Raw genomic sequence first — 21,805 nt, forward strand, 5'->3', positions numbered from 1 at the left:
GGACGGTCTTCAAGTCAGATCCTTATCTGGCCGCAGCCGTAGGCTATGAATTTTTGGGTGGTAAGCTCTTCAAGACCCATAGGGCCGTAAGCATGGAGCTTCGATGTGCTGATCCCTATCTCTGCACCGAGTCCGAGCTCCCCTCCGTCGTTGAAGCGTGTGGAGGCATTTACCAGTACGAGTGATGCATCCACCTCGTCAAGAAACCTCCTTGCCCGTTCGTAGTCCTTGGTGATAATGGCCTCCGTGTGGTTCGACCCGTAGCGGGCGATGTAATCTAGGGCCTCATCCATGTTATCCACCACCCTTACAGCAAGTATCAGGTCCAGAAACTCTGTCCCCCAGTCTGAGTCAGCGGCAGGCCTGGCATACGGTACAAGACTGCATGTGCGTGTGCAGCCTCTGATCTCCACGCCAGCCTTTTTGAAATCCTCTGCCATTGCGGGTAAAAAGGTATCGGCCACGCCTTTATGGACAAGCAGGCCCTCCATTGCGTTGCATACGCCCGGCCTCTGGACCTTTGCGTTTAGACATATCTTCCTGGCCATCTCGATGTCCGATGGGTCGTCAACATATATATGACAGACGCCTTTGTAGTGTTTGAGCACTGGAATGCGTGAGTTTTCTGTTATAAACCGTATGAGCCCCTCGCCTCCACGTGGAATCACAAGGTCTATCTCACCTTCTTTTTTCAGGAGTTCAGTCACGGCCTCTCTATCCGTGGTCGGGACCACCTGCACCGCCCCTTCCGGTGCACTGTTGCCCTTAAGGACCTCTTTTAATATTGAGGCAAGGGCTAGGTTTGAGTGTATGGCGTCGGAGCCACCGCGCAAGATTATTGCGTTTCCGGACTTGAGACAGAGCCCAGCCGCATCTATGGTGACATTTGGGCGGGATTCATATATCATGAGGATCACCCCTATCGGTATCCGGACCTTGCCCACCAGTAGGCCGTTCGGCCTCTTCCACATGCCGGTAACCGCTCCTACCGGGTCGGCAAGGGCCGCTACCTCTTTCAGGCCTCTTATCATGGAGTCGATGACCTTGTCGGAGAGCTTTAGCCTGTCGATGAAGGCCGTTGAAACCCCCTTTTCTTTTGCCACCTCAAGGTCCTTCGCGTTTTCCTCCTTCAGTTGCCCGCGTCTGTCGTCCAGAAGTCCTGCCGTCTCAAGAAGGAGTTTATTTTTTGTCGCGGTCGATAGTCTTGCAATTCCACGTGCCGCCTTTCTAGCGTCGGCGGTCATCCTGGCGATCAGGCCTTGTATGTCTTTCATGGTTACCTCCTTGATTTCATAATACCACAAGGTTGTCCCTGTGGATCACCTCATCGGTCCCATTTTGTCCGGTTATGCCGCATATCTCTTTGCTCCTGCACCCTATGATCTTCAACAGGTCGCCAGAGCCGTAATTGCATATACCGATGGCGATATCTCTCCCCGTCTGATCCCTGCATATTACACAGGCCCCTGCGGCGAATCCGCCCTCTACGGCCTTTATCCCTACGGGCAGGAGGCTCTTGCCTTGTTCGAGTATGGCCATGACCGCGCCGTTGTCAAGCCAAATCACGCCTTCCCTGGGCAAGGCAAGCGCGATCCACGGTTTCCGCCCATATATCCTGCGCCGTCTCTGTGGTTTGAAAAGCGTACCGACCTCTTCGCCTGCAAAGAGCCGCTCCAGGACATCTGGCGTCCTGCCGCCGGCAACTATCATGGGGATGCCGCAGGCGGTGACTATCCGCGCGGCCTCGAGCTTGGATCGCATGCCGCCCCTGCCGGCCCTTCCCGGACTCGAGCCGGCCAGCCGGAGGATGTCGTCATCGACCCGTTCCACCACTTTGATGGGCCTGGCGTCCATGCTTTTTCGCGGGTCTCTGTCGTAAAGACCATCTATGTCGCTCAGGCATATAAGGAGATCGGCCTCCATAAGGTTTACCACAAGGGCGGCTAATGCATCGTTGTCCGTAAATTGGAGCTCTTCAGTGGCCATCGTGTCGTTTTCGTTTATAATAGGGAGCACCTCCCATTTGAGCAGGGTTTTCAGCGTATTTCTTGCATTAAGATACCTGGGCCTAGAGACCAGGGCGTCTCTAGTCAGGAGGACCTGGGCCACAGGTATCCCAAAGCGGTCGAAGGCCTCCTCGTATGCGTGCATAAGTCTGCCTTGGCCTACCGCGGCGAGCGCTTGCTTTTCAGGGATAGTCTTTGAGGCTCTGTGCATCGGGAGTCTGCCCCTGCCTGCGGCTACCGCACCAGACGAGACCAGCACCACCTTGCGCCCCATGGATGTTATATGCGCCAGTCCTCGGCTGACAGCGGCGATCATGGAGGTGTCAAGGCCGTTTTCATCAGCAATGACCGCACTTCCGGCCTTGATGACTATTTTTTTTGCCGTTTCAATGTATCTTTTTTGCATATTTTGGCGTCCAGTTTCTTGTTTCTATATCATCCTGCCGTAGAAGCCAGTATGGGGGTTTGTGCCACATTGGATCCGTCTCCCATCGTGGTCGGACGGCTCATGTTGTAGAGTATCTCCAGGAGCTCTGGGATGCCTGTGCCTGTCAATGCCGATATGAAACAGGGCGCCTTCGTCTTAGGAGAAAAGGTCTTTTTGAGTCTTTCTATCATATCCCGATCCAACATGTCGGTCTTATTCAACGCGATCAAGAACGGTTTTTCCGTTAGGGCCTTGCGATACCTCTCCATCTCGCTTCTTACCATTTCGAATTCTTCAAAGGGGTTTTCGCCTGAGGCATCGATTACAAACAGGATTACCTTTGTCCTCTCGATATGGCGTAGAAAATCGATACCCATACCCGCTCCAAGGTGCGCCCCCTCAATCAGACCAGGGATGTCGGCAGCAACCATGGTGCGGCCGTCTGAGAGATTTATCACGCCGAGGTTCGGTACAAGGGTTGTGAATGGATAGCCTGCTATCTTGGGTCTCGCGGCCGATATCCTGGAAAGGAGGGTGGATTTGCCCGCATTCGGTACACCGACCAGCCCTATATCCGCAAGGAGTTTGAGTTCAAGCGCAAGGTCTCTTTCCTCGCCTTTAAGTCCTGGCTGGGCGTATCTCGGGGTCTGTCTCATGGCCGAGACGAAGCGGCTGTTTCCAAGACCGCCCTTGCCGCCCCTGGCTGCGATCCATTCTTCGCCCGGATTGGTAAGGTCAGCAAGTACGGCCCCTGTTTCAAGGTCTTTTATGACCGTGCCGGGCGGGACCTCTATGATAAGGTCGTGGCCCGCCTTGCCGTGTTGGTTCTTTCCTCGGCCCGCCTTGCCGTCTTCGGCCTTGAAGACGCGTCTGTGTCTGAAACGCTGGAGGGTGTTCAGGCCGTTCTTTACACGAAAGACCACGTTCCCGCCCTTGCCGCCGTCTCCTCCGTCAGGTCCGCCTTTCGGGACATATCTCTCTCTCCTGAAGCTGACGCAACCCCTGCCGCCGTCGCCGGCCTTTATGTGTATCTCCGCCTGATCAATAAAGTTCATGGTTTTCCGTCCATCTGTGTCGATTTGACTTATACATGGTATTAAACTAATTTTAAAGTCAATAGTACAGGCCTGCGTGAACATATGGAAATATATGTAGGCAGACAGCCTATATTGAATTCAGACCGGGAAACGGTCGCATATGAGCTCCTCTACCGCTCAGGGGAGAAAAACGCATTTCCAGGTATGGACGGCACCGCCGCCACATCCAATCTTATCAATAACGCCTTCTATTCCATGGATATTAATGAGATAGTGGGCGGGAAGCGCCTGTTTGTCAATTTCACGCGGGAACTACTCTTGAGCGGGCCCCCGATGCTTGACCCCAATAAGGTCGTGATAGAAATACTTGAGGACGTCCTGGTTGACGAAGCGCTGATTCAGGCCTTAAAGGCCCTGGCCCATAAGGGTTTCAAGCTGGCGCTCGACGACTTTGTCCTTAATGAGGCGTCAAGACCGCTTATCCCCCTGGCCGATTATATTAAGGTGGACTGGCGCGCCAGCTCCAAAGAGGAGACAGGGGGAATAATAGATGCGGCGAGGCAGGCCGCAACAGGCCGCAATATCAAGCTCCTTGCCGAAAAGATCGAGACCTATGAAGAATTCAGACAGGCCTTGAACCTTGGTTTTACATGTTTTCAGGGTTATTTCTTCGCCAGACCCTCTGTCATCAAGGGCAAGGATCTATCGCCCGGCGTCTGGTCCATGTTAAGACTCATGACCGCGGTACAGGGGAACCACCTTGACATAAATGAGATATCCGACATTATTACCAAAGACCCGGCGCTGTGCTACAAACTCCTCAAGGTCGTAAACGTGGCCGCCGTGGGCCTCAGGCAGCCGGTGTCATCTGTCAAGCAGGCCATAGTTTTGTTGGGCGAGATAGAGATCAGGAGGTGGATATCCGTCCTTCTCCTGGCCCATTTGTCCGCGGATAAACCCACGGAGCTCATGAAGACCGCATGTGTCCGCGCATCCTTTGGAGAAAGGCTTGCAAAGGCCGCGGGACAGGCCGATTTGGCGTCAAATGCCTTTTTCATGGGGCTTTTTTCCCTGATGGATGCGGTGCTTGAAAGGCCGATCGAAAAGATATTAAAGCCCCTGCCCCTGGCCCCTGCGGTAAGCCGCGCGCTGATTGACAGCAAGGGCCCCCTCGCCCCGTATCTTGAATTCATGCTTGCCTATGAACAGGGACATCTTTATGATATGGCAAGACTGATGGATGCATTGAGAATCAACGACGAGACAGCAATCAGGTGTTACCTTGAGGCTGTAAAATGGGCCGATAAGGGCGGTGCGGCAGCTGCAGGTTAGGGGGGGGTAATATGCGCATAACCCACAGGGTGTTTACTGACCTTGCCATCTGGATGACAGGTTTTGGGCTTTTGATGGGCGTTGTATTCCCGTTTTTTGTGCTTTTAATGGGTATCCCATCTGAGTTTGTGATGAAACCCTGGTTTTTTGCAACCTGTATGATCGCAGGGCTCCTGGTCGGTGCGGCCAATATCTGGCTTGCCAAGGCGATAGTAGGAAAACGGCTTCGCATCCTTGCAGACCACATGAACTACGTAAAGACCAACCTTCTTGAGATAGCCAATCAGGGCGACATGGAGAAATGCACGCCTGAAAACTGCTTCATAGAAGGGGATTCTGATGACGAGATAGGCGAGAGCGCCCGTGCATTTAACCGCCTTGTGCAGGCCCTTGCCGACTCTTTCAGGGATGTCTTTGCGGTCCGCATGTTCACCGAGATGCTGACAAGCCACCTGTACCTTGAAAAACTGGCTGACAAGGCCATCGAACAGCTCATCCAGCATACAAACGCCAATGCAGGGGCTGTCCTGATAGAAGAAAACGGGGAATTGCGGGTGGCCGCCTCCATCGGCATAAAAAATCCGGCAAGGCTTGCGGAAAATGACCATGTAAAGCGGGCGTTTGATACAAAGGTAGGTAAAAGGCTGACCTTGCCGACGGGCATAGTGGTCGAGGGCGTGCTTGCGGAATTTAGGCCCAAAGAGACCTGTGTTGCGTCTATTGTATATAAGGGTGCTGCTATAGGCGTTATAGTGCTGGCAAGTGCGGCGGGTTTCATAACCGAGGAGATAAATAGGCTGGAGCTGTTTCGTCAAGGCCTTGCCCTTGCCCTTCACAATGCGCTCATCTATGACCGTCTCCAGAGGCTTGCGGCGATTGACCCGCTTACCGGCGTTTTCAACCGCAGGTTCGGCATGATAAGGTTGCATGAGGAATATGGCAGGGCGGTAAGGACGAACATACAGCTGGGCGTTGTCATGTTCGACATAGACTGGTTCAAGAAGGTGAACGATACATATGGCCATATGATCGGCGACCGCGTCTTGATCATGGTCGCAAAGACCGCCCGTTCGGCCCTGCGGGAGGGGGATGTGCTCCTACGCTACGGCGGCGAGGAGTTCTTGGCCATATTACCTGCCGCATCAAGCAAGGACATAATGAAGATAGCGGAGAGGATGCGGCGTCTTGTGGAGGACCAGACTGTCAAGGCGGACGACACCGATATCAGGATCACAATAAGTGCAGGGGGCGTGTCTTTCCCTGAAACCGATGTAAGGGACGAGATGGATCTCATCAAGAAGGCGGACGAGGCCCTTTATATGGCCAAAAACACCGGCCGCAATCGCGTGGTCGTCCTTTAAAAATTTTCTTTTTTGCCCTTAACTAATCGTTTATTATCTGTTAATTAACCAGGTTAAACGATTTAAAGGGGGCACAAAATAGTATGAAGGTGGTAATCATAGGGGCGGTGGCCGCAGGACCAAAGGCTGCGAGTCGGCTAAAGAGGCTTGTTCCGGACGCCGACATAACGCTTGTGGATCAGGACGATCTCATCTCATACGGTGGCTGCGGTATCCCGTATTTTGTAGGCGGGGATGTCTCTGACGAAAAGGAGCTCAGGTCCACGAGTTTTCATATGGTCAGGGACCCCTATTTTTTTCAGGAGGCCAAGGGCGTAACGACCCGTATAAAGACAAGGGCCGTGTCCATCGACAGGAAGGAAAGGCTCGTGCATGTAGAGGATGTGATCACTGGCGAAAAGGATGCGCTCTCGTATGACAAGTTGGTGTTGGCAACCGGCAGCAGGCCTAACATCCTGCCCATACCAGGGAGAGACCTCAAGGGGGTTTATGCCATAAGCGATCTCCACAAGGCCGTGGCAATAAAAAACGACCTTGCGGCCGGCAGGGTAAGGAGCGCGGTTATAATCGGGGGTGGGGCCATAGGGATAGAGATGGCAGAGGGTTTGGCAGACCTCTGGGGTGTTGATACGACTATTGTGGAGTTTATGCCGCAGATACTGCCGAGGATAATCGGCCCGGATATGGCGGCCATGGTCCAGGAGCACCTGAAGGAAAGGGGCGTAAAGGTGCATACGCAGGAGGCCGCCAAGGAGTTTGTGGGCGGCGGAGACGGAAGGGTCGAAAGGGTCGTCACAAACAGACGTGAAATCGCTGCCGACCTGGTCGTCATGGCTGCCGGTGTACGTCCGCGCAGTGAGCTTGCAAGGGATGCCGGGCTTTTGGTCTCGCCCCAGGGTGCGATAATAGTAAATCAGCACATGCAGACCTCGGATCCAGATATCTATGCTGCTGGAGACTGCGTCGAAATAAATCATCTCGTAACAGGCAGGAAGTTCTTTGCCCCACTTGGTTCTCTGGCAAACCGTCAGGGCAGGATCGTGGCGGACAACCTCGCGGGGATCCCAAGCGTCTTTCCTGGCTGTGTGGGGAGCTTTATCATGAAGGTCTTTGATGTCTGCGTGGGCTCGACAGGCATAAGCCTTGAGACCGCGCTTTCAGAGGGCTTTGATGCGGTGGAGGCGAAGTGTGTGCAGTCAGATCGCGCCCATTTTTTTCCGACACAGGCCCTCTTGTTCCTGAACATGGTCGTTGACAAGAGAAGCCGCAGGGTCCTTGGACTCCAAGGCCTTGGAAAGATGGGGGATGGGCTTTTGGCAAGGATCAATGCGGCCTGTGGGCTCATTGAGCGCAGGGCCTCCGTAGACGATTTTAGCACGCTTGAGCTCGCCTACGCCCCGCCTTTTTCAACTGCGGTTGATGTGCTGAATGCAGTGTCAAATGTGGCTGACAATTTGGTCTCTGACAGGCTCAAGACCGTCTCCATACAGGACTTTATGGCTTGGATGGAAGGCCGGACTGATCACCCTGATTGGATGGCGCTTGATTTAAGGCATCCGAAAGAGGCTGCACTGCTTGCCGAGAGATTTCCTGGCCGATGGATCGCCATGTCCTACGACAAGGTGAGGGGTGATTATCAGGCCCTTCCGAGGGGCAAGACCTTTATCCTGATATGCAATGCCGGAACGAGGTCCTATGAGACCCAGTGTTTTTTGAGATCGGTCGGCATCGACAGCTTGGTCCTTCCGTGGGGGCTGAATGGGATCGCAAGGCTTGGTGCAAAATGGCTGATATGAATTAGTGAACTATCCCATTTTATTATTATAAGTGCAACCTAGGCGGGCGCTTCGTTTTATGTTTAAGTTATGCAAAGGTCTTACAAATAAATCATTGCGGGAGATTGTTATGAAAAAGATTGCCGTTACAGCAGCACTTTTTATCTTTTTGTCCATAACCGCTGGGCTTACCGACTTGTTTGCGGAGGTGGGTTGTCCGCAGCAGGAGGCCGTTCAAAAGGCCGTTTCGGAGATATTTAAAAAGACCAACATCAAGGTGGTCAAGATTTCGCCGAGCCAGGTACCTGGTCTCTGCGAGGTGCAGTTAAAGCTGAACGAGCAGAAAGGGATCATCTATACCGATTCAAAGGGTGAATTTCTGGTGGCCGGCCAGCTATACAGGACATCTGACGGGACGAATATCACACAGCAAGCGGCCATGGAGCTCAATCGTTTTTCTGCTGCAGAGATGGAGCGCCTTTCGAGCCTTACGGCCTTCAAGATAGGCAAGGGTAAGGTCGTCTACCTTGTGACCGACCCTCAGTGTCCCTATTGCAAAAAGGCAGAGGAGACAATCGTTCCTATGGCCCAGGCTGGGCAGCTGGAGTTGAGGGTCCTTTTGTTCCCGCTTCCGTTTCACCAAGGTGCAAAAGAGGAATCTATCTCTATTATATGCGACAATAAAGGCATCGAGGGCTTGAAATCTAGATACAGGTCGGAAAACCAGTGTGAGGCCGGTAAAAAAAAGGTGGAGGACACGATCGCATTCCTAAGCAAAAAGGGTATAACAGGTACGCCTACTTATATATTTCAGGATGGGCTCTTTCATTCTGGCGTCCTTTCAGCCGATGAATTAAAGAAGCATCTCGGAATATGATATAAGCGGAGGTCAAGAGGCCGATATGAAAGATATGAAGGAGATGTACAGGACCATCCTTAAGGATCAGTTTCCTGACGAGCTCTGCATCTCGTTTGGGGATCAAACTTTGATATACCGCAAGAGGACTTGGGCCTTCAAGAACGAAAAGACAGGGCTGATTGAAGAAAGGGGGCTTCGTTATGGTGAAAATCCTGATCAAGAGGCAGCTCTGTACGAGCTTGTAAACGGAAATCTGGTCATGGGCGGGTGTGCTTATATAGGACCTGGAAACGGACTTGTGAGCGCCATTGATGAGGCTGCCATGCTTCAGGCGGGCAAGCACCCAGGCAAGATCAATCTCACAGATATTGACAATTCACTTAATATCCTGAAATTCTTAATGAAAAAACCTGCCGCCGTAATCGTCAAGCACAACAACCCATGTGGTGTGGCCTATGGCGCTACGATTGAAGAGGCCTTTCAAAGGGCCCTGCGTGCCGACCGCGTAGCCGCATTTGGGGGTTGCGTTGCCCTGAACAGGCCTGTTGACAAAGGGACAGCCGAGGCCCTTTCCGCTCAGTATCTCGAGGTGGTCTGCGCCCCTCAATACGAGGAAGGGGCGGTGGATATCCTCGCCAGGAAGAAAAACTTGAGGATCATAGAGATAAGGCGGATAGAAGACCTTGAGACCTTCTGGGACAAACGCTTTGTGGATTTCAAGAGCCTCATTGATGGCGGACTTATCGTCCAACAGTCGCCTGTAAATCGGATCCGCACGAAAGAAGATCTTAGGCCCGCGGAATGTGAATACCAGGGGAGATTTTACCGAATAAAAAGGTTGCCCGACGAAAGGGAATACGAAGACATCTTGTTCGGGTGGTCTGTGGAGCAGGGTGTGACATCAAACTCTGTAATATATGTAAAAGACGGCGTGACATTAGGGATTGGCACAGGCGAACAGGATAGGGTGGGGGTTGCTGAGATAGCGGTTTATAAGGCCTATGCCAAATACGCTGACATCTTGTGTTATGACAGCCTTGGTATGTCCTATAAAGAGCTTGAGCTCAAGGCCGAACGCGGCGAAAAGGACGCAGCGGAAAAGAAGGCAGAGATAGATGCCAGGATCAAGGCGGATAGAGGTGGACTTCCTGGGTCAGTGATGGTCTCAGATGCCTTTTTCCCGTTCAGGGACGGGGTTGATGTAGGCATCCGTCAGGGTGTATCAGCCATTGTGCATCCTGGTGGCAGTCTTCGCGACTGGGAGGTCATAGAGGCCTGCAACGAGGCCGATCCACCTGTCGCGATGGTTTTTACCGGCCAGAGGGCGTTCAAGCACTGATGACCCCGCAAAAAGACCATCAAAACTAAGCAATGGGACTGCTTATAGAAAAAATAGACCTTCCAAACGGCCTTGTAGTGGAACTTTATGACTGCTCGCGCCGGATCGCCGGTGATAGATGGTATGTAAAGCTCCTTGCCCGCGCGTCTGTCAGGGTGACCTCTGACGCATTCGCACATTTGTCTGAGTGTGAGGCCATGTTCCGCGAATTTCTGGATACAAGGGGCGAACTTGTCTATTTCGATAAGGAGTTTGAAAGGAATTTCATAGATCAGAGAGAAAAAGACGGGCTGCTTCGGGAGTTTGTCGAAAGGCTCAAGAAGGACGCCCTTTCCTATATCGGGCGTCCTGAATTCATCCCGCGCCTTATCAGGAGACAGGTCAACGACTTCCTGGAGAAGAGAAATTGGTGGAGATAATAGAATATGGGTCTTTCATTTCCAGACCCCTTCTATCAGCGTCTTACAATCAGGGCATCCGCCGTTTTCAAGCCTGTTTTCTTTTATCCAAAAACCATGCCTTTTTATCACTTCGGAGCCGCACGACGGGCAATATGTATTTTCACCACCCTCCCCTGAGATGTTTCCCTCATATACATACTTAAGTCCTTCTTCAAGTCCGATCCGGCGCGCGAGCCTGAGGGATGAGATAGGGGTTGGAGGCTTGTCCATCATCATGTAGGTAGGATAAAAGGCCGTTACATGCCACGGCATGGCCGGGCTCACCCCTTTTATAAACCTCGCTATGTCCCTTAACTCTTCAGGTGAATCGTTAAGACCTGGGATGATCAGCGTTGTTACCTCCACCCAGGCGCCCAATTCGTGAAACAATTTTACGTTGTCGAGCACAGGTTTTAATTTCGCCTTACAGACCTCGCGGTAGAACCTTTCTGTAAAGCCCTTTATATCTATGTTGATCGCATCGAGCACCGGGACAAGGTGTCTGGTGACGTCCGGTGCCATGAAGCCATTACTGACAAAGACGTTTCTTATGCCTTTCTTTTTTGCAATGACTGCACAGTCGTATGCGAATTCATAAAATATGGTTGGTTCCACATAGGTATAGCTTATGCTTTTCGCGCCGTTCAAGACGGCGGCCTCTACCACCTCGTCAGGTGTGTAATCGTCCCCTATGATTTTACCCTTATTCATACGCGGATATTGTGAAATCTGCCAGTTCTGGCAGTGGAGGCACCTGAAATTGCATCCGACGGTTGAGATGGAATAGGAGGTGGAACCAGGCAGGAAGTTGAATAGCGGCTTCTTTTCTATGGGATCGAGATTGGTCGAGACAAGCCTGCCATAGACCAGACTCACGAGACGTCCATCCTGATTCTCTCTTACGCCGCAGATCCCCCGACCACCCGTCTTGATTTGGCAGAAATGGTTACAAAGCTCGCATTTTACCATCTTATCTCCTTTTGTCTCATAAAAAAGGGCCTCTTTCATAGTTGACCTCCTTTTTTTTAAAAAATAGGGATGATATATTAAAAGTCATCATCAATCAGGGGAAAATAAAAACATGAAGCATATCTTGGTAAGAAGAGGCGGCATTGCTGTAAGCAGCAGCCCGGATACATGGCTGGTGGCCAGGTCCCTCGGCTCAACTCTATGTGTCTGCGTAAAGGATCAGACAGCCCTTGTGTCCGCAATGACGGTGATCGTCCTCCCCAGGGCTCCATCTGGCATAGAAGGTGACGCTGGTCTTGAGGAGGTTGCCCTTGATGCACCAGGAGGTCTTACCCGTCTCATGCGTGGGCTGATGAAAAGGGGTGCCAAGAGGGAAAATTTGAACATATGGCTCGTAGGGGCTGCCAAATTTATTGAAGAGCCCTCCGACATGGCGCTCGGCGCTCAGATCTATACCGCTGTCCGTACCATCCTTCAGGGTAACAGGGTCATGATACAGGGCGAACATGTGGGTGGGCAATACAACAGATCGGTCAAGATGATTGCCGGTAAGGCTGGTGGACCTCTTGTTACGGCGCCAGGTCTTAGAGAGGTATCTCTATGAGCCTTGATCTCTGTCCCCCGATAGATTTTACACTGGAACATATATTCGACAACATTGTGGAGCTGCCGACATTCCCAAAGGTCGTTGCGAAGGCGCTTGCTATCCTTGACGACCCTAACGGAACCATCGCCCAGCTGGTTGACGTATTGAGATTCGATCCGTCGCTTACGGCAAATATGCTACGCCTTACAAACTCGGCGCATTTCGGTCTCTCTAGGCAGGTCACCGACCTTCATACCGCCTTGACCCTCTTGGGGCAGGTGCAGACGAGGGAGGTGCTGATAGCCAGTGCAGGCGCGCCTTATCTTGCAAGACCGCTTTCAGGATACCTTATGGAGCCGAGGGATCTCTGGATCCACTCCATGGCCACAGCTATCATGGCCGAGATCCTCGGAAAGAAATGCGGTTATCCTGATCGCTCTATCCTATTTACATGTGCCCTTCTGCATGACATAGGAAAGATCGTGCTCAATATGTTCGTCGGCAACAGGCTTGACGAGATATTGACCCTGGCCCAGCAGGAAGGGCTTGCCTTTACAGAGGCGGAGTGGCGGGTGCTAGGCGGGGATCATGCGGTCATAGGTTCAGATATATTGAGACAGTGGGACTTTCCGCCAGATATAGTAAGGGCTGTGCGTAATCATCACGATCCCGACCTGTATGTCCATGACGATCTTTCGGCGCTCCTTGCGCTCAGCAACATCCTTGCGGTTCAACTGGGGATGGGTGTCGGGGCCGATGGATTCAGACACAGGATACGTCCTTCGCTGTATGAGCGGTTAGGCCTTTCCAGGGTGGATCTGCACATTTGCATCATAAAAGCCCTTGCGGAATACGAGAGGTCTTCAGATATCATAAGCGGCTTTGTGCCATGATCTTTAAGATCACTAGGGTCTGAAGGGAAGTAGTCTTGTCGAATTCAAGCAGAGAATTCTGCTGCAAGTATGGCATGATCAGACGGTTTTTCGGCAAGCCTTGTATCCATGTCGATAAATGCGCTGGTCGCCTTCTCTGCCATGTCGTTTGTGGCCAGAATGTGGTCTATGCGCCATCCGATACCTCTCTTTATCCCATTCGGCGCACGGTAGTCATAAAAGGTATAATGGCCCGGCCCCGGGTTGAATTTGCGGAAGATATCCACCAGGCCTAGATCCTTCACGTCTTTAAAGGCCGTTCTCGCCTTGATGTGAAAACACACATGGTCTTCTAGCCCTTCAGGATCGTAGACATCTTCGGGTTCAGGTGCAATATTCAGGTCCCCACACCACACAAGGGGCATCCTGCCCATATACCTTTCCATAAAAAGTCTCTTCAGCCGTCTGTACCAGTCAAGTTTGTATTGAAAGGCGGGGTGATCGACTGCTCTGCCCTGCGGGACATAGGAATTTATGATCGCGATGCCGGAGATTATGCAGTGGATGAGCCGCGCCTCATCTTCAGGGCTGTTTTGCGGGTCGCCGAGACCGAATTCCGCGTTGCTTATCGCGTGCCTCGACGCCACGGCCACGCCATTATAGGCCTTCTGTCCGCGGAAGACTATATTGTAGCCTATGTCTTTAAAGGCATCTGCCGGGAATTCTTCATCCCTTACCTTTGTTTCCTGAAGACACAGGACATCCGCATTTGTCTTCTGAAGCCATGGTATTACTATGTGCAGACGCGATCTCAACGAATTCACATTGTAGGTGGCGATAATAAATTTCTGGATGGTCATCTTTTCACCCCTTCAATCCGTCTTTGCATTGGATGCCGGGAGGCCGACGGCCGTCTTGAGTGCCGATATCTCATCGTCTTTTAACATACGCCACTTGCCAGGCGGAAGATCCCCCAGATTGATCGGGCCGATCTTTATCCTTATGAGTTTTATAACATGAAGTCCTATCTTGTCGAACATGATCCTTATCTGCCTCTTCCGCCCCTCTTTCAGCGTTACCTCCAAAAGCGAGGAGCGGTCCTTACACTTGATCTCTTTTATCCTGCATGGCAAGGTCTTTTTGCCGTCTATCTCTATCCCCAGCCTGAGTAGGTCGAGGTCATGCCCTTCAGGGCGACCGGAGACGACGACGCGGTAGGTCTTCTCAATCTTGTGCCTCGGGTGGATCAGGCGGTTTGCAAGCTCGCCGTCATTTGTAAAGATGAGAAGCCCTTCGCTGTCCATGTCCAGGCGCCCGACCGGATATACCTTGCCTGGTGCGTCTGCCAGAAGTTCCATTACGGTAGGTCTTCCAAAGGGGTCATAGACCGTTGTGAGCACCCCTTTGGGTTTGTGGAGGGCCATATATATCGGCGCGTTTACGGTTGTTACAGCGATACCGTCGACGCAGACAAGGTTTTTTGAAGGCTCAACCTTTACGCCGAGTTCGGTCACCGTTTTGCCGTCCACAGTTATCCTGCCGTCAAGGATCATCCTTTCCGCGGTCCGTCTTGAACACACACCTGCGGCTGAAAGCAATTTCTGCAGTCTTACCGCCGTTGCACCAGAATCGGCAAGGTTTTTGTCTGGTTTGCCTCGCGCTGTCATAAAGGTTATATTGTAACTATATTTTTATATTTGTCTCCTTACTTCAGTCTGGCAACCGAGATGAGGTATGGTTTTGTGCCTGATAAAGGCGCATGCAGTGTTCAATCGTTTTTTGATCAGCCTATAAAAGCTTGCCAACTGGGCCTGAATGATGATATTTAATTTGTGTCGGACATTTATAAAAAATAGGATGATCCAAGGTTTATAAAAATTAAAGAGCAGGTTTGATATGCAGCCCTTAACATGGATGGACATCGCCGCCGTTGCGGTTTCATTGGCCATTATTGTACTCGTTTCGTACCTTGTCGATCTCGTAAAAAGGGTGTCGGCTGCGCTTTCAGAGGTACACTCCGCATTGCTTCCGCAGATACAATCTGTTTTGATTGCGCTTGAAAAGGCCGCCGATGCCCACGCCAGGGTGGCGGATGCCGTTGAAGCGCTGATAGACAACGATGTATCAGTTATAGTGGGGAACCTCAATAAGGTGAGCTCGGATCTCCGTGATACTACCGGCGACATAAAAGACAAGGTTAGAAAGGCCCAAGGCCTTTTTGATGCGGCCATAGAGACGTGCGAGGCCATGATAGCTGTATCCAGTGCCGCTCGTTCGGGATTGACAGGCCTTGCCGCACAGATTGCAGGCATGACCGCTGGCATAAGGGCGTCGGTTGACTTTTTGACAAGGAATTTTATTAAAAAAGGAGGCAATCATGAGTTGTGATGAGAAATTTTCAGCCGGCAGTGTGGTGGCGGCGTTTTTACTTGGAGGTGCAGTAGGTGCGGGACTTGCCATATTGTTTACCCCAAAATCAGGTCCTGAAACCAGGGAACGTCTTTTGGAGCGGGCTAACTACCTGCGTGAGCGGGCAGGCGAAGCGGCGGACGAGGTGAAGGAAAAGGCAGCAGGCCTCCTAGAAAAGGGTAAGGAGTTTATCGAAGAAAAAAAGACGATACTGGAATCCGCTATCGACGCCGGTAAGGAGGCCATGGAGAGGGAAAAGGAGCGTTTTGTGTCCAGGTTTAAAAAGGAAGGGGAAGAGGTCTAATCTTTTTTTGCAGCAGGCGGTCTATGAGAGGGCGGGGTCTCGCCCTCTCATAGCAGCGGCATGGCGGCTCAGATCCCGACTCCCTTGGACCACCCGAGTTTCTCCCTTAATATTGTGAAATAATCCCTGGAAGGGGAGCGGACAAGCCTTAAGTATCCCTTTGCCCTTCGTATCTCTATTCTGCCGCCTTCTTCAAAATCGAAACCTGCATGGCCATCTACTACAAGTCTTACACCCTTTTGATCTTCTCGTATCAAGATGGATATCTCTGCGTCTGAAGAGACGATGAACGGCCTTGCGTTAAGGGCGAACGGGCATATTGGTGTCAGGATGACGGCCTCCATGTCCGGGTGGATTATCGGTCCGCCTGCAGAGAGGTTATAGGCGGTGGAGCCGGTCGGGGTGGCTATGATGAGGCCGTCGCCACGATATGAGGTAAGAAACACCTCGTTCACCCGTGTAGGGATGTCTATGATGCCGCCGGGGTTTTTCCTTGTTATTATCGCCTCATTCAAGGCGTAACATTCAAAAACCGATTTGTTTCCATTTTCAATCGCTTTGACCGAGAGCATGATTCGCCTGTCAAGCTTGAAGTGCCCGGTCAATAATATGTCTATGGCGGCGTCCATCTCTTCAATGGAGACCTCAGTAAGGAAGCCAAGTGTCCCCATGTTTATTCCGAGGAGGGGCAGATTATGGATATAGGCCTTGCCTGCTACATGGAGCAGGGTCCCATCGCCTCCAAGGACGACCACTGCTGAGGTCCCTGGGTCAACCTCGCCCACCGTTACAGAGACGCCCCTTGCCTCAAGGCTGATACGAAGTCTTTCACCCATCCTTTCCGGTAGTTCGGCCCCGCGTTTGACTATCAGACTTATGGCCTTAATCATGGGATCGGCTCTTACCTTTGGATATAGCCATGGCTATCAGTCTGTCGAGGAGCTCACTGAAGGATATCCCGGCGGCCCTTGCCGCCTGCGGAAATAGGCTTGTCCGCGTCATGCCGGGGATGGTGTTGGTTTCAAGCACGAATATACAGTTGTCGGTGTTCACTATCATATCTGTACGGCTGTAGCCCGAGAGATTAAGGGCCTTGTGTGTCATTATGGCTAGGCGCCGTGCCTCCTCTGCGACATCGTTCGGCAGTTCGGCCGGGCATATTTCGCGCGATGCCCCTTCCTGGTACTTCGCCTGATAGTCAAAGAAACCATGGCCTTCACCCGGGCGTATTTCAATAATGGGCAAGGCCTCAGGTTTTTCAAGGCCCAGCACGGCCCCGGTGATCTCGCGGCCATGGATGAACGCCTCTGCTATCACCTTTTTGTCCCACCTGAACGCCTCATCGATTGCCGGTTTCAGATCCTCGGGGCATACGACCTTGCTCATGCCCACGCTTGAACCCTGTGTTGCCGGTTTTATCATTAGCGGCAGACCGATACATTTTATGATCTCTTTTTCGGTGGGCTGTTCGTCCTTTTCTATTAGAATCCAAGCTGGCGTCTGGATGCCTGCCGATCTGTAGATGACCTTGCTCAGGTGTTTATCCATGGCGAGGGCGCTTCCAAGGACCCCTGATCCCTGATAAGGGAGCCCGATGAGATCCAGGAGGCCTTGTATCGTCCCGTCTTCACCGAGTCTGCCGTGAAGCAGGATAAACGCCGCATCCAGCTTGGGTGCATCATGGACGAGTCGACTTATGTCAATGGCTGGGTCATAGATCATGACCTCATAGCGCGATGGGTTTAACGCCCTTTTTATCTCCTCGGCACCCTTAAGCGAGACCTCGCGTTCGGCGGAGCGTCCGCCGCAGATGAGCGCGAGGCGCAGCCGTTTGTCCTTTTTGCATATCGTTTGATCTGAATTAGCGGGCATGGGCCGCTCCCTATGTATTTTTATATATTTTTATCCAAATATCATATAAGATCGGCCTGTGCACCCAATAACCTTGGCACCAAGCAGGATCTTGAAAAAAAATTTCTTTACATCCACTATAATAATCCATATCTTGAAAAATATGCTTGCCAATCGCGGGCATGTAGTTTATTTTTTTTTGCTTAATGTTTTAAGATTTTACTTTTTAGGCATCAAATCTGGCCTTTTTGTGCCGGATTCTTATCTTCTTATAGTAATCCTTAAGACCGGCAAGGAAGGGTAGACCAATGCCGCAAGGTAGGATGATTATATGACAAACGACAAGATCACCGGCAAGAAAAAGAAATCTGATGCAGATGTCTATCTCAGCCGTCTGCTTGAGATCGGGCGGCAGGGCCCTATTACCTATGAGAAGCTGAACAACCTCCTGCCCGACGATGTCAAGGAGCCTGAACAGATCGAAAAGATATTCGATCTGTTGTGTAAAAACAACATAGAGATCATAGAAGACAGCGATATAGAAGGTGTGGTCGGGGCGGCTAAAGGACTGCCTGGCATCCCGGAGGAAGATGTAGAGATGGCGGAGATAGATGTCGATGTGGCCGACCTCGAGATTTCTGATACCGACATAAGCGTTGAAGCGGCCCCAGCCGTGATGGAGATGGGGGAATATTCTGAGACCGAGGAGATTACAACTACTTATCTCAGGGAGATGGGGCGCTATGAACTCTTGACACCCGAGAGGGAAGAGGAACTGAGCCGCACGATACGGGACGGTTTTAACAGCATCATATTTGCCATAATGGAGTACGAATCGGAGTGGCCTGAGCTTGAGGCGCTGAAGGAGCAGATACGCATATGGAGGCGCCGCGACCCATCCCTCAAACCCAAGAAGCACCAGCTCAATCACCTTGTAAAGACAGTAAGCGAGATATGCGCCCAACACCCTGATGATGCATCATTAAGCGAGCTTCTGGCCTTTATCAAGGAAAACAGCCAGAAGGTGGAAAGGGCCAAGGACCAGATGATCAATGCAAACCTGCGCCTTGTGGTGAGCATCGCCAAGCGCTATATGCATCAGGGTCTTTCCTTGGCTGATCTTATTCAAGAAGGCAATATGGGGCTTATGCGTGCAGTCTTCAGGTTTGACTATACAAAGGGTAACAAGTTTTCCACCTATGCCAGTTGGTGGATACGCCAAGCCATTACAAGGGCTATCCTTGACAAAACCCGAACTATCCGCCTCCCGGTCCATTTTTTGGAACTCAGGAGCCAGTTTTTTAAGGCCTTTTATGCCTTAGTGAAGGAGCTCGGCAGGGAACCGGCGCCGCTTGAGATATCCGAACGGACAGGACTTCCCATGGAGAAGATATATTCAATCCTTGAGGCCTCAAGGGAGCCGGTATCGCTTGAGACGCCAGTCGGCGATGAAGACAGCACCCTTGGCGACTTTATAGAGAATAGAGACGCCGCATCTCCTTATGAGACCGTCAAGGAAAAGGAGCTTACCGAGCGTGTTAAGGGCATACTCGCCACGCTCTCTCCACGCGAGGAAAAGATTATAAGGCTGCGTTTCGGCATAGGAGAAGACAGCGAATACACACTTGAGGAGATCGGCAAGCGCTTTAATGTCTCCCGTGAGCGTATCCGTCAGATAGAGAAAAAGGCCTTAAACCGCCTCAGGCACTCAAGCCGCAAGGACAGGCTGAGATACTTTCTTGAGTAGCTGGATGTACCATCAGGCCTTATAATGGCTCGATCCTGCCATCCTCACCGGCTTGGTTTACAACAAGGCCGGTGAGGATTTTCGGATAGAAGAAGGTGGATTTGTGGGGCATGGTAAGTCCCCGATCAGCTATGTCAAGCACCTTGTCAATCGGTGTAGGCCTCAGCAAAAAGAGCACCTGGTCTTGGCCCAATCCCTTAAGGGCCTCTTTGCATTCAGATGAATATGCAATCGACCTGCAAGGCAGCGCCTTAAGGATGGTTTCTTCGAGCACCAAGACATCGAACCTTTTATGGGGCGGCAGGTCTTTCGCTGCCTCGTCCTTGAGTTGCCATATCTCGGCCCTTTTCCCATGATCCAAGACCACGCCGAAGGAAGGTATGTCCGATCCCTTTGCAAGTGCGGCTTCAAGCCTTTGACAGAGCCCGTTTCCGTCGGCCTCTATCTTTTTTGTTTCAAAGGTGCTCGAAAGCCTGTTAAGCCTGTCGAACCCTTCGGTATCAAGGGTGACCATCCTGTGGGTCGGCAGGATTGCAAGGCCTGGATCTTCTGCATCGACAAGGTAGGCCATTAGGTAATTGAAAGGCATTGCGGGATCGCCGCCCAGTCGGGCGTTCATGTCCTTTTTGTATTTTAATGCGGTTGTATAGCGGTGATGGCCGTCGGCTATGTAGAGCGGCTGGTCGATAAGGGCATCGTGGATGCCTTTGATTGCATCCTTGTCGGTTATGCGCCATAGCCTGTGGTTGTTTCCGGCCCTGTCTCTTGCTGCACACACAGGTCCATCTTCAGATTTTTCAATATACAAGGACAGCAGCGACGAGACGGGTTCGTTGTGTCTGTAGATGACGAATATCTGGCTGAATTGGGCCCTTGTGGCGCTCAAAAGCCTATATCTGTCTTCGGTTACCCTGTCGAAGGTCTTTTCATGCGGACGGATGATGCGGCTCCCCCATTCCTCTATCTTGACAAGCGCCACAAAGCCCAGTCTTGATAAGACCTTTCCCTTCAAGTGGAATTCTATTTGGTAGGGATATATCGCAGGGGCATCTTCTTTTTTGAGTATCCCATCGGTCATCCAGGCATTGAAAAGGTGCTTCGCCCGTTCGTATCTGTCTTCGTTTCCGTGCGGCAGTTCAAGTGAAAATATATTGTAAGGGTTTTGTGCGATAAGCCATTCCCGCTCCTCCTGGGTGACTACATCATAGGGAGGTGCTACGAGGGTGTCTATCGTACCGGCGCGGTTCAGGTCATATCTGACCCCGCGAAAGGGCAAAACTACAGCCATGTCTCAATCCTTGCCTGATTTATGCCACAATCTTCCCCTTCGTATGTACGCCAGCCGATCACATCGTAGTCAGCCGGCGTTTGGGGTCTATGCAGCGGCGTTTGATCCTAACTGCAATTGAATGGCTCGGCAAGTGTCAAGCTAGCAAAAATCGAAAAAATTCCCATTTTTTGGTTTTGCCAGGCCGCTGCCGCCCAGCAAAACCAAATGACATTTGAAGGCAAGATTGCTATTATAAAGCTCAAACCTATGGTCCGGAGGCCCTGATGAAAGATATGCACAGAGAGCGGATACTCATACTCGATTTTGGTTCGCAGACCACCCAGCTCATAGCAAGGCGCGTGCGCGAGGCCAAGGTCTATTGCGAGATTCATCCATTCAGCCTGGGTTTAGATGAGATAAGGAAGATGGCACCTAAGGGGATAATCCTCTCCGGCGGACCGGCGAGCGTCTATGATCAGGGTGCGCCCAAGGTACCGTCTGGACTTTTCAGGCTTGGGATCCCTATACTCGGTATTTGCTATGGCATGCAACTTACTGCACATATTATGGGTGGGCAGGTCGAAAAGGGTGTACGAAGGGAATTCGGACCGGCAAGGCTTGTCATAGAGGAGCACGGCGAGATATTCCAGGGGTTGGCCCAGGCGCCGGTCACGCATCAGGTCTGGATGAGTCACGGGGACAGGATTGATGTGATGCCTGAGGATTTTGTCGCTGTGGCCAGCAGTGGGTCATCCCCTGTCGCTGCGATGCGCCACAAAAGGCTTCCTATCTTCGGGGTGCAGTTCCATCCTGAAGTGGTTCATACCGAGATAGGTGATGATATCATACGCAATTTCTTATTCAGGGTCTGCGGCTGTCGGCCTGTCTGGGACATGGGGTCGTTTGTGACAGCCGCCATAGAGGATATCAGGGCGAGGGTCGGCAGCAAAAGGGTCATATGCGCCCTCTCTGGCGGCGTTGATTCCACGGTAACAGCCCTTATAGTCAACAAGGCTATAGGTGGGAACTTGATCAGTATCTTTGTAAACAACGGGCTTTTGAGAAAGGGCGAGGCGGAAGCGGTGCTTGCTTTTCTAAATGGCATAGGGCTCAATGTGCATTATGTGGATGCTGCAAAGAGGTTTCTTGAGAGGCTGAAAGGGGTCGCTGAGCCTGAAAGGAATCGGAAGATCATAGGTGAGGAGTTTATCCGCATATTCG

Annotated in this window: 21 protein-coding genes; 12 read left to right on the plus strand and 9 right to left on the minus strand. The window is 51.7% G+C overall.

Going from position 1 to position 21,805, the window contains the following annotated elements:
• Positions 1–14 precede the first annotated feature (14 nt).
• Genes ACP5SG_RS02195 through obgE form a run of 3 tightly spaced genes read right to left on the minus strand, consistent with a single transcriptional unit; the run spans position 15 to position 3,488 of the window.
• Positions 15–1,274, minus strand: coding sequence for a glutamate-5-semialdehyde dehydrogenase (locus ACP5SG_RS02195; RefSeq protein WP_237889086.1), 1,260 nt, complete (start codon positions 1,272–1,274; stop codon positions 15–17).
• Between the two features lie 16 nt (positions 1,275–1,290).
• On the minus strand, positions 1,291–2,412 hold the full coding sequence (proB, locus tag ACP5SG_RS02200; RefSeq protein ID WP_424661467.1) for a glutamate 5-kinase: 1,122 nt from the start codon (positions 2,410–2,412) through the stop codon (positions 1,291–1,293).
• A gap of 29 nt (positions 2,413–2,441) precedes the next feature.
• Positions 2,442–3,488, minus strand: coding sequence for a GTPase ObgE (gene obgE, locus ACP5SG_RS02205; protein WP_424661466.1), 1,047 nt, complete (start codon positions 3,486–3,488; stop codon positions 2,442–2,444).
• Positions 3,489–3,572: 84 nt separating this feature from the next.
• On the opposite strand from obgE, the gene ACP5SG_RS02210 reads away from it, so the two are divergent.
• From ACP5SG_RS02210 to ACP5SG_RS02235, 6 genes are all read left to right on the plus strand, one after another.
• A complete protein-coding gene (locus ACP5SG_RS02210; protein WP_424661465.1) occupies positions 3,573–4,802 on the plus strand; it encodes an EAL and HDOD domain-containing protein in 1,230 nt (409 codons plus the stop codon).
• A gap of 11 nt (positions 4,803–4,813) precedes the next feature.
• Complete coding sequence (locus tag ACP5SG_RS02215) at positions 4,814–6,163, plus strand: diguanylate cyclase (RefSeq protein WP_428121583.1); 1,350 nt, start codon at positions 4,814–4,816, stop codon at positions 6,161–6,163.
• 83 nt (positions 6,164–6,246) lie between these two features.
• On the plus strand, positions 6,247–7,959 hold the full coding sequence (locus ACP5SG_RS02220; RefSeq protein WP_424661463.1) for an FAD-dependent oxidoreductase: 1,713 nt from the start codon (positions 6,247–6,249) through the stop codon (positions 7,957–7,959).
• A gap of 109 nt (positions 7,960–8,068) precedes the next feature.
• Positions 8,069–8,815, plus strand: a complete 747-nt coding sequence (locus ACP5SG_RS02225; RefSeq protein ID WP_237889092.1) for a DsbC family protein — start codon at positions 8,069–8,071, stop codon at positions 8,813–8,815.
• A 25-nt stretch (positions 8,816–8,840) separates the two neighbouring features.
• Complete coding sequence (locus ACP5SG_RS02230; RefSeq protein ID WP_237889093.1) at positions 8,841–10,136, plus strand: IMP cyclohydrolase; 1,296 nt, start codon at positions 8,841–8,843, stop codon at positions 10,134–10,136.
• Between the two features lie 32 nt (positions 10,137–10,168).
• The gene (locus ACP5SG_RS02235; protein WP_237889094.1) at positions 10,169–10,555 is read left to right on the plus strand and encodes a hypothetical protein; all 387 of its coding nucleotides are present in this window, start codon (positions 10,169–10,171) and stop codon (positions 10,553–10,555) included.
• Positions 10,556–10,570: 15 nt separating this feature from the next.
• Here the strand turns inward: ACP5SG_RS02235 and amrS are convergent, their stop codons facing one another.
• Entirely contained in the window at positions 10,571–11,584 is a 1,014-nt protein-coding gene (gene amrS / locus ACP5SG_RS02240; protein WP_428121591.1) for an AmmeMemoRadiSam system radical SAM enzyme, read from the minus strand.
• A 73-nt stretch (positions 11,585–11,657) separates the two neighbouring features.
• Between amrS and ACP5SG_RS02245 the strand changes: the two genes are divergently transcribed.
• Together ACP5SG_RS02245 and ACP5SG_RS02250 are read left to right on the plus strand one after the other, a co-directional pair.
• Entirely contained in the window at positions 11,658–12,149 is a 492-nt protein-coding gene (locus ACP5SG_RS02245) for a hypothetical protein (RefSeq protein WP_424661462.1), read from the plus strand.
• Positions 12,146–13,024: an HDOD domain-containing protein gene (locus ACP5SG_RS02250; protein ID WP_237889097.1), complete on the plus strand. Its 879-nt coding sequence runs from the start codon at positions 12,146–12,148 to the stop codon at positions 13,022–13,024. Before ACP5SG_RS02245 ends, ACP5SG_RS02250 begins: the two co-directional genes overlap by 4 nt.
• 44 nt (positions 13,025–13,068) lie before the next feature.
• Here ACP5SG_RS02250 and xth read toward each other — a convergent pair whose 3' ends face one another.
• Together xth and ACP5SG_RS02260 are read right to left on the minus strand one after the other, a co-directional pair.
• On the minus strand, positions 13,069–13,863 hold the full coding sequence (gene xth, locus ACP5SG_RS02255; protein WP_237889098.1) for an exodeoxyribonuclease III: 795 nt from the start codon (positions 13,861–13,863) through the stop codon (positions 13,069–13,071).
• Positions 13,864–13,875: 12 nt separating this feature from the next.
• Positions 13,876–14,670, minus strand: a complete 795-nt coding sequence (locus ACP5SG_RS02260) for a pseudouridine synthase (protein ID WP_424661461.1) — start codon at positions 14,668–14,670, stop codon at positions 13,876–13,878.
• A gap of 229 nt (positions 14,671–14,899) precedes the next feature.
• On the opposite strand from ACP5SG_RS02260, the gene ACP5SG_RS02265 reads away from it, so the two are divergent.
• On the plus strand, positions 14,900–15,391 hold the full coding sequence (locus ACP5SG_RS02265; RefSeq protein ID WP_237889100.1) for a hypothetical protein: 492 nt from the start codon (positions 14,900–14,902) through the stop codon (positions 15,389–15,391).
• The gene (locus ACP5SG_RS02270; protein WP_237889101.1) at positions 15,381–15,716 is read left to right on the plus strand and encodes a YtxH domain-containing protein; all 336 of its coding nucleotides are present in this window, start codon (positions 15,381–15,383) and stop codon (positions 15,714–15,716) included. The genes ACP5SG_RS02265 and ACP5SG_RS02270 overlap by 11 nt, the downstream gene beginning before the upstream one ends.
• Positions 15,717–15,784: 68 nt before the next feature.
• On the opposite strand, the gene ACP5SG_RS02275 is transcribed toward ACP5SG_RS02270, so the two are convergent.
• Positions 15,785–16,606, minus strand: coding sequence for an NAD(+)/NADH kinase (locus tag ACP5SG_RS02275; protein ID WP_237889102.1), 822 nt, complete (start codon positions 16,604–16,606; stop codon positions 15,785–15,787).
• The gene (locus ACP5SG_RS02280; protein WP_237889103.1) at positions 16,599–17,588 is read right to left on the minus strand and encodes a D-alanine--D-alanine ligase family protein; all 990 of its coding nucleotides are present in this window, start codon (positions 17,586–17,588) and stop codon (positions 16,599–16,601) included. Before ACP5SG_RS02280 ends, ACP5SG_RS02275 begins: the two co-directional genes overlap by 8 nt.
• Before the next feature lie 310 nt (positions 17,589–17,898).
• Here ACP5SG_RS02280 and ACP5SG_RS02285 point away from each other — a divergent pair, with 310 nt between their 5' ends.
• Positions 17,899–19,314, plus strand: a complete 1,416-nt coding sequence (locus tag ACP5SG_RS02285; protein ID WP_237889104.1) for a sigma-70 family RNA polymerase sigma factor — start codon at positions 17,899–17,901, stop codon at positions 19,312–19,314.
• A 19-nt stretch (positions 19,315–19,333) separates the two neighbouring features.
• Here ACP5SG_RS02285 and ACP5SG_RS02290 read toward each other — a convergent pair whose 3' ends face one another.
• A complete protein-coding gene (locus ACP5SG_RS02290) occupies positions 19,334–20,602 on the minus strand; it encodes a DUF1015 domain-containing protein (RefSeq protein WP_428121606.1) in 1,269 nt (422 codons plus the stop codon).
• A gap of 266 nt (positions 20,603–20,868) precedes the next feature.
• Between ACP5SG_RS02290 and guaA the strand changes: the two genes are divergently transcribed.
• On the plus strand, positions 20,869–21,805 hold a 937-nt coding region (gene guaA / locus ACP5SG_RS02295), incomplete at its 3' end, for a glutamine-hydrolyzing GMP synthase (protein ID WP_428121609.1).

The organism is Dissulfurimicrobium sp. (genome assembly GCF_049968175.1).
In the GTDB taxonomy this organism is placed as follows: domain Bacteria; phylum Desulfobacterota; class Dissulfuribacteria; order Dissulfuribacterales; family Sh68; genus Dissulfurimicrobium; species Dissulfurimicrobium hydrothermale.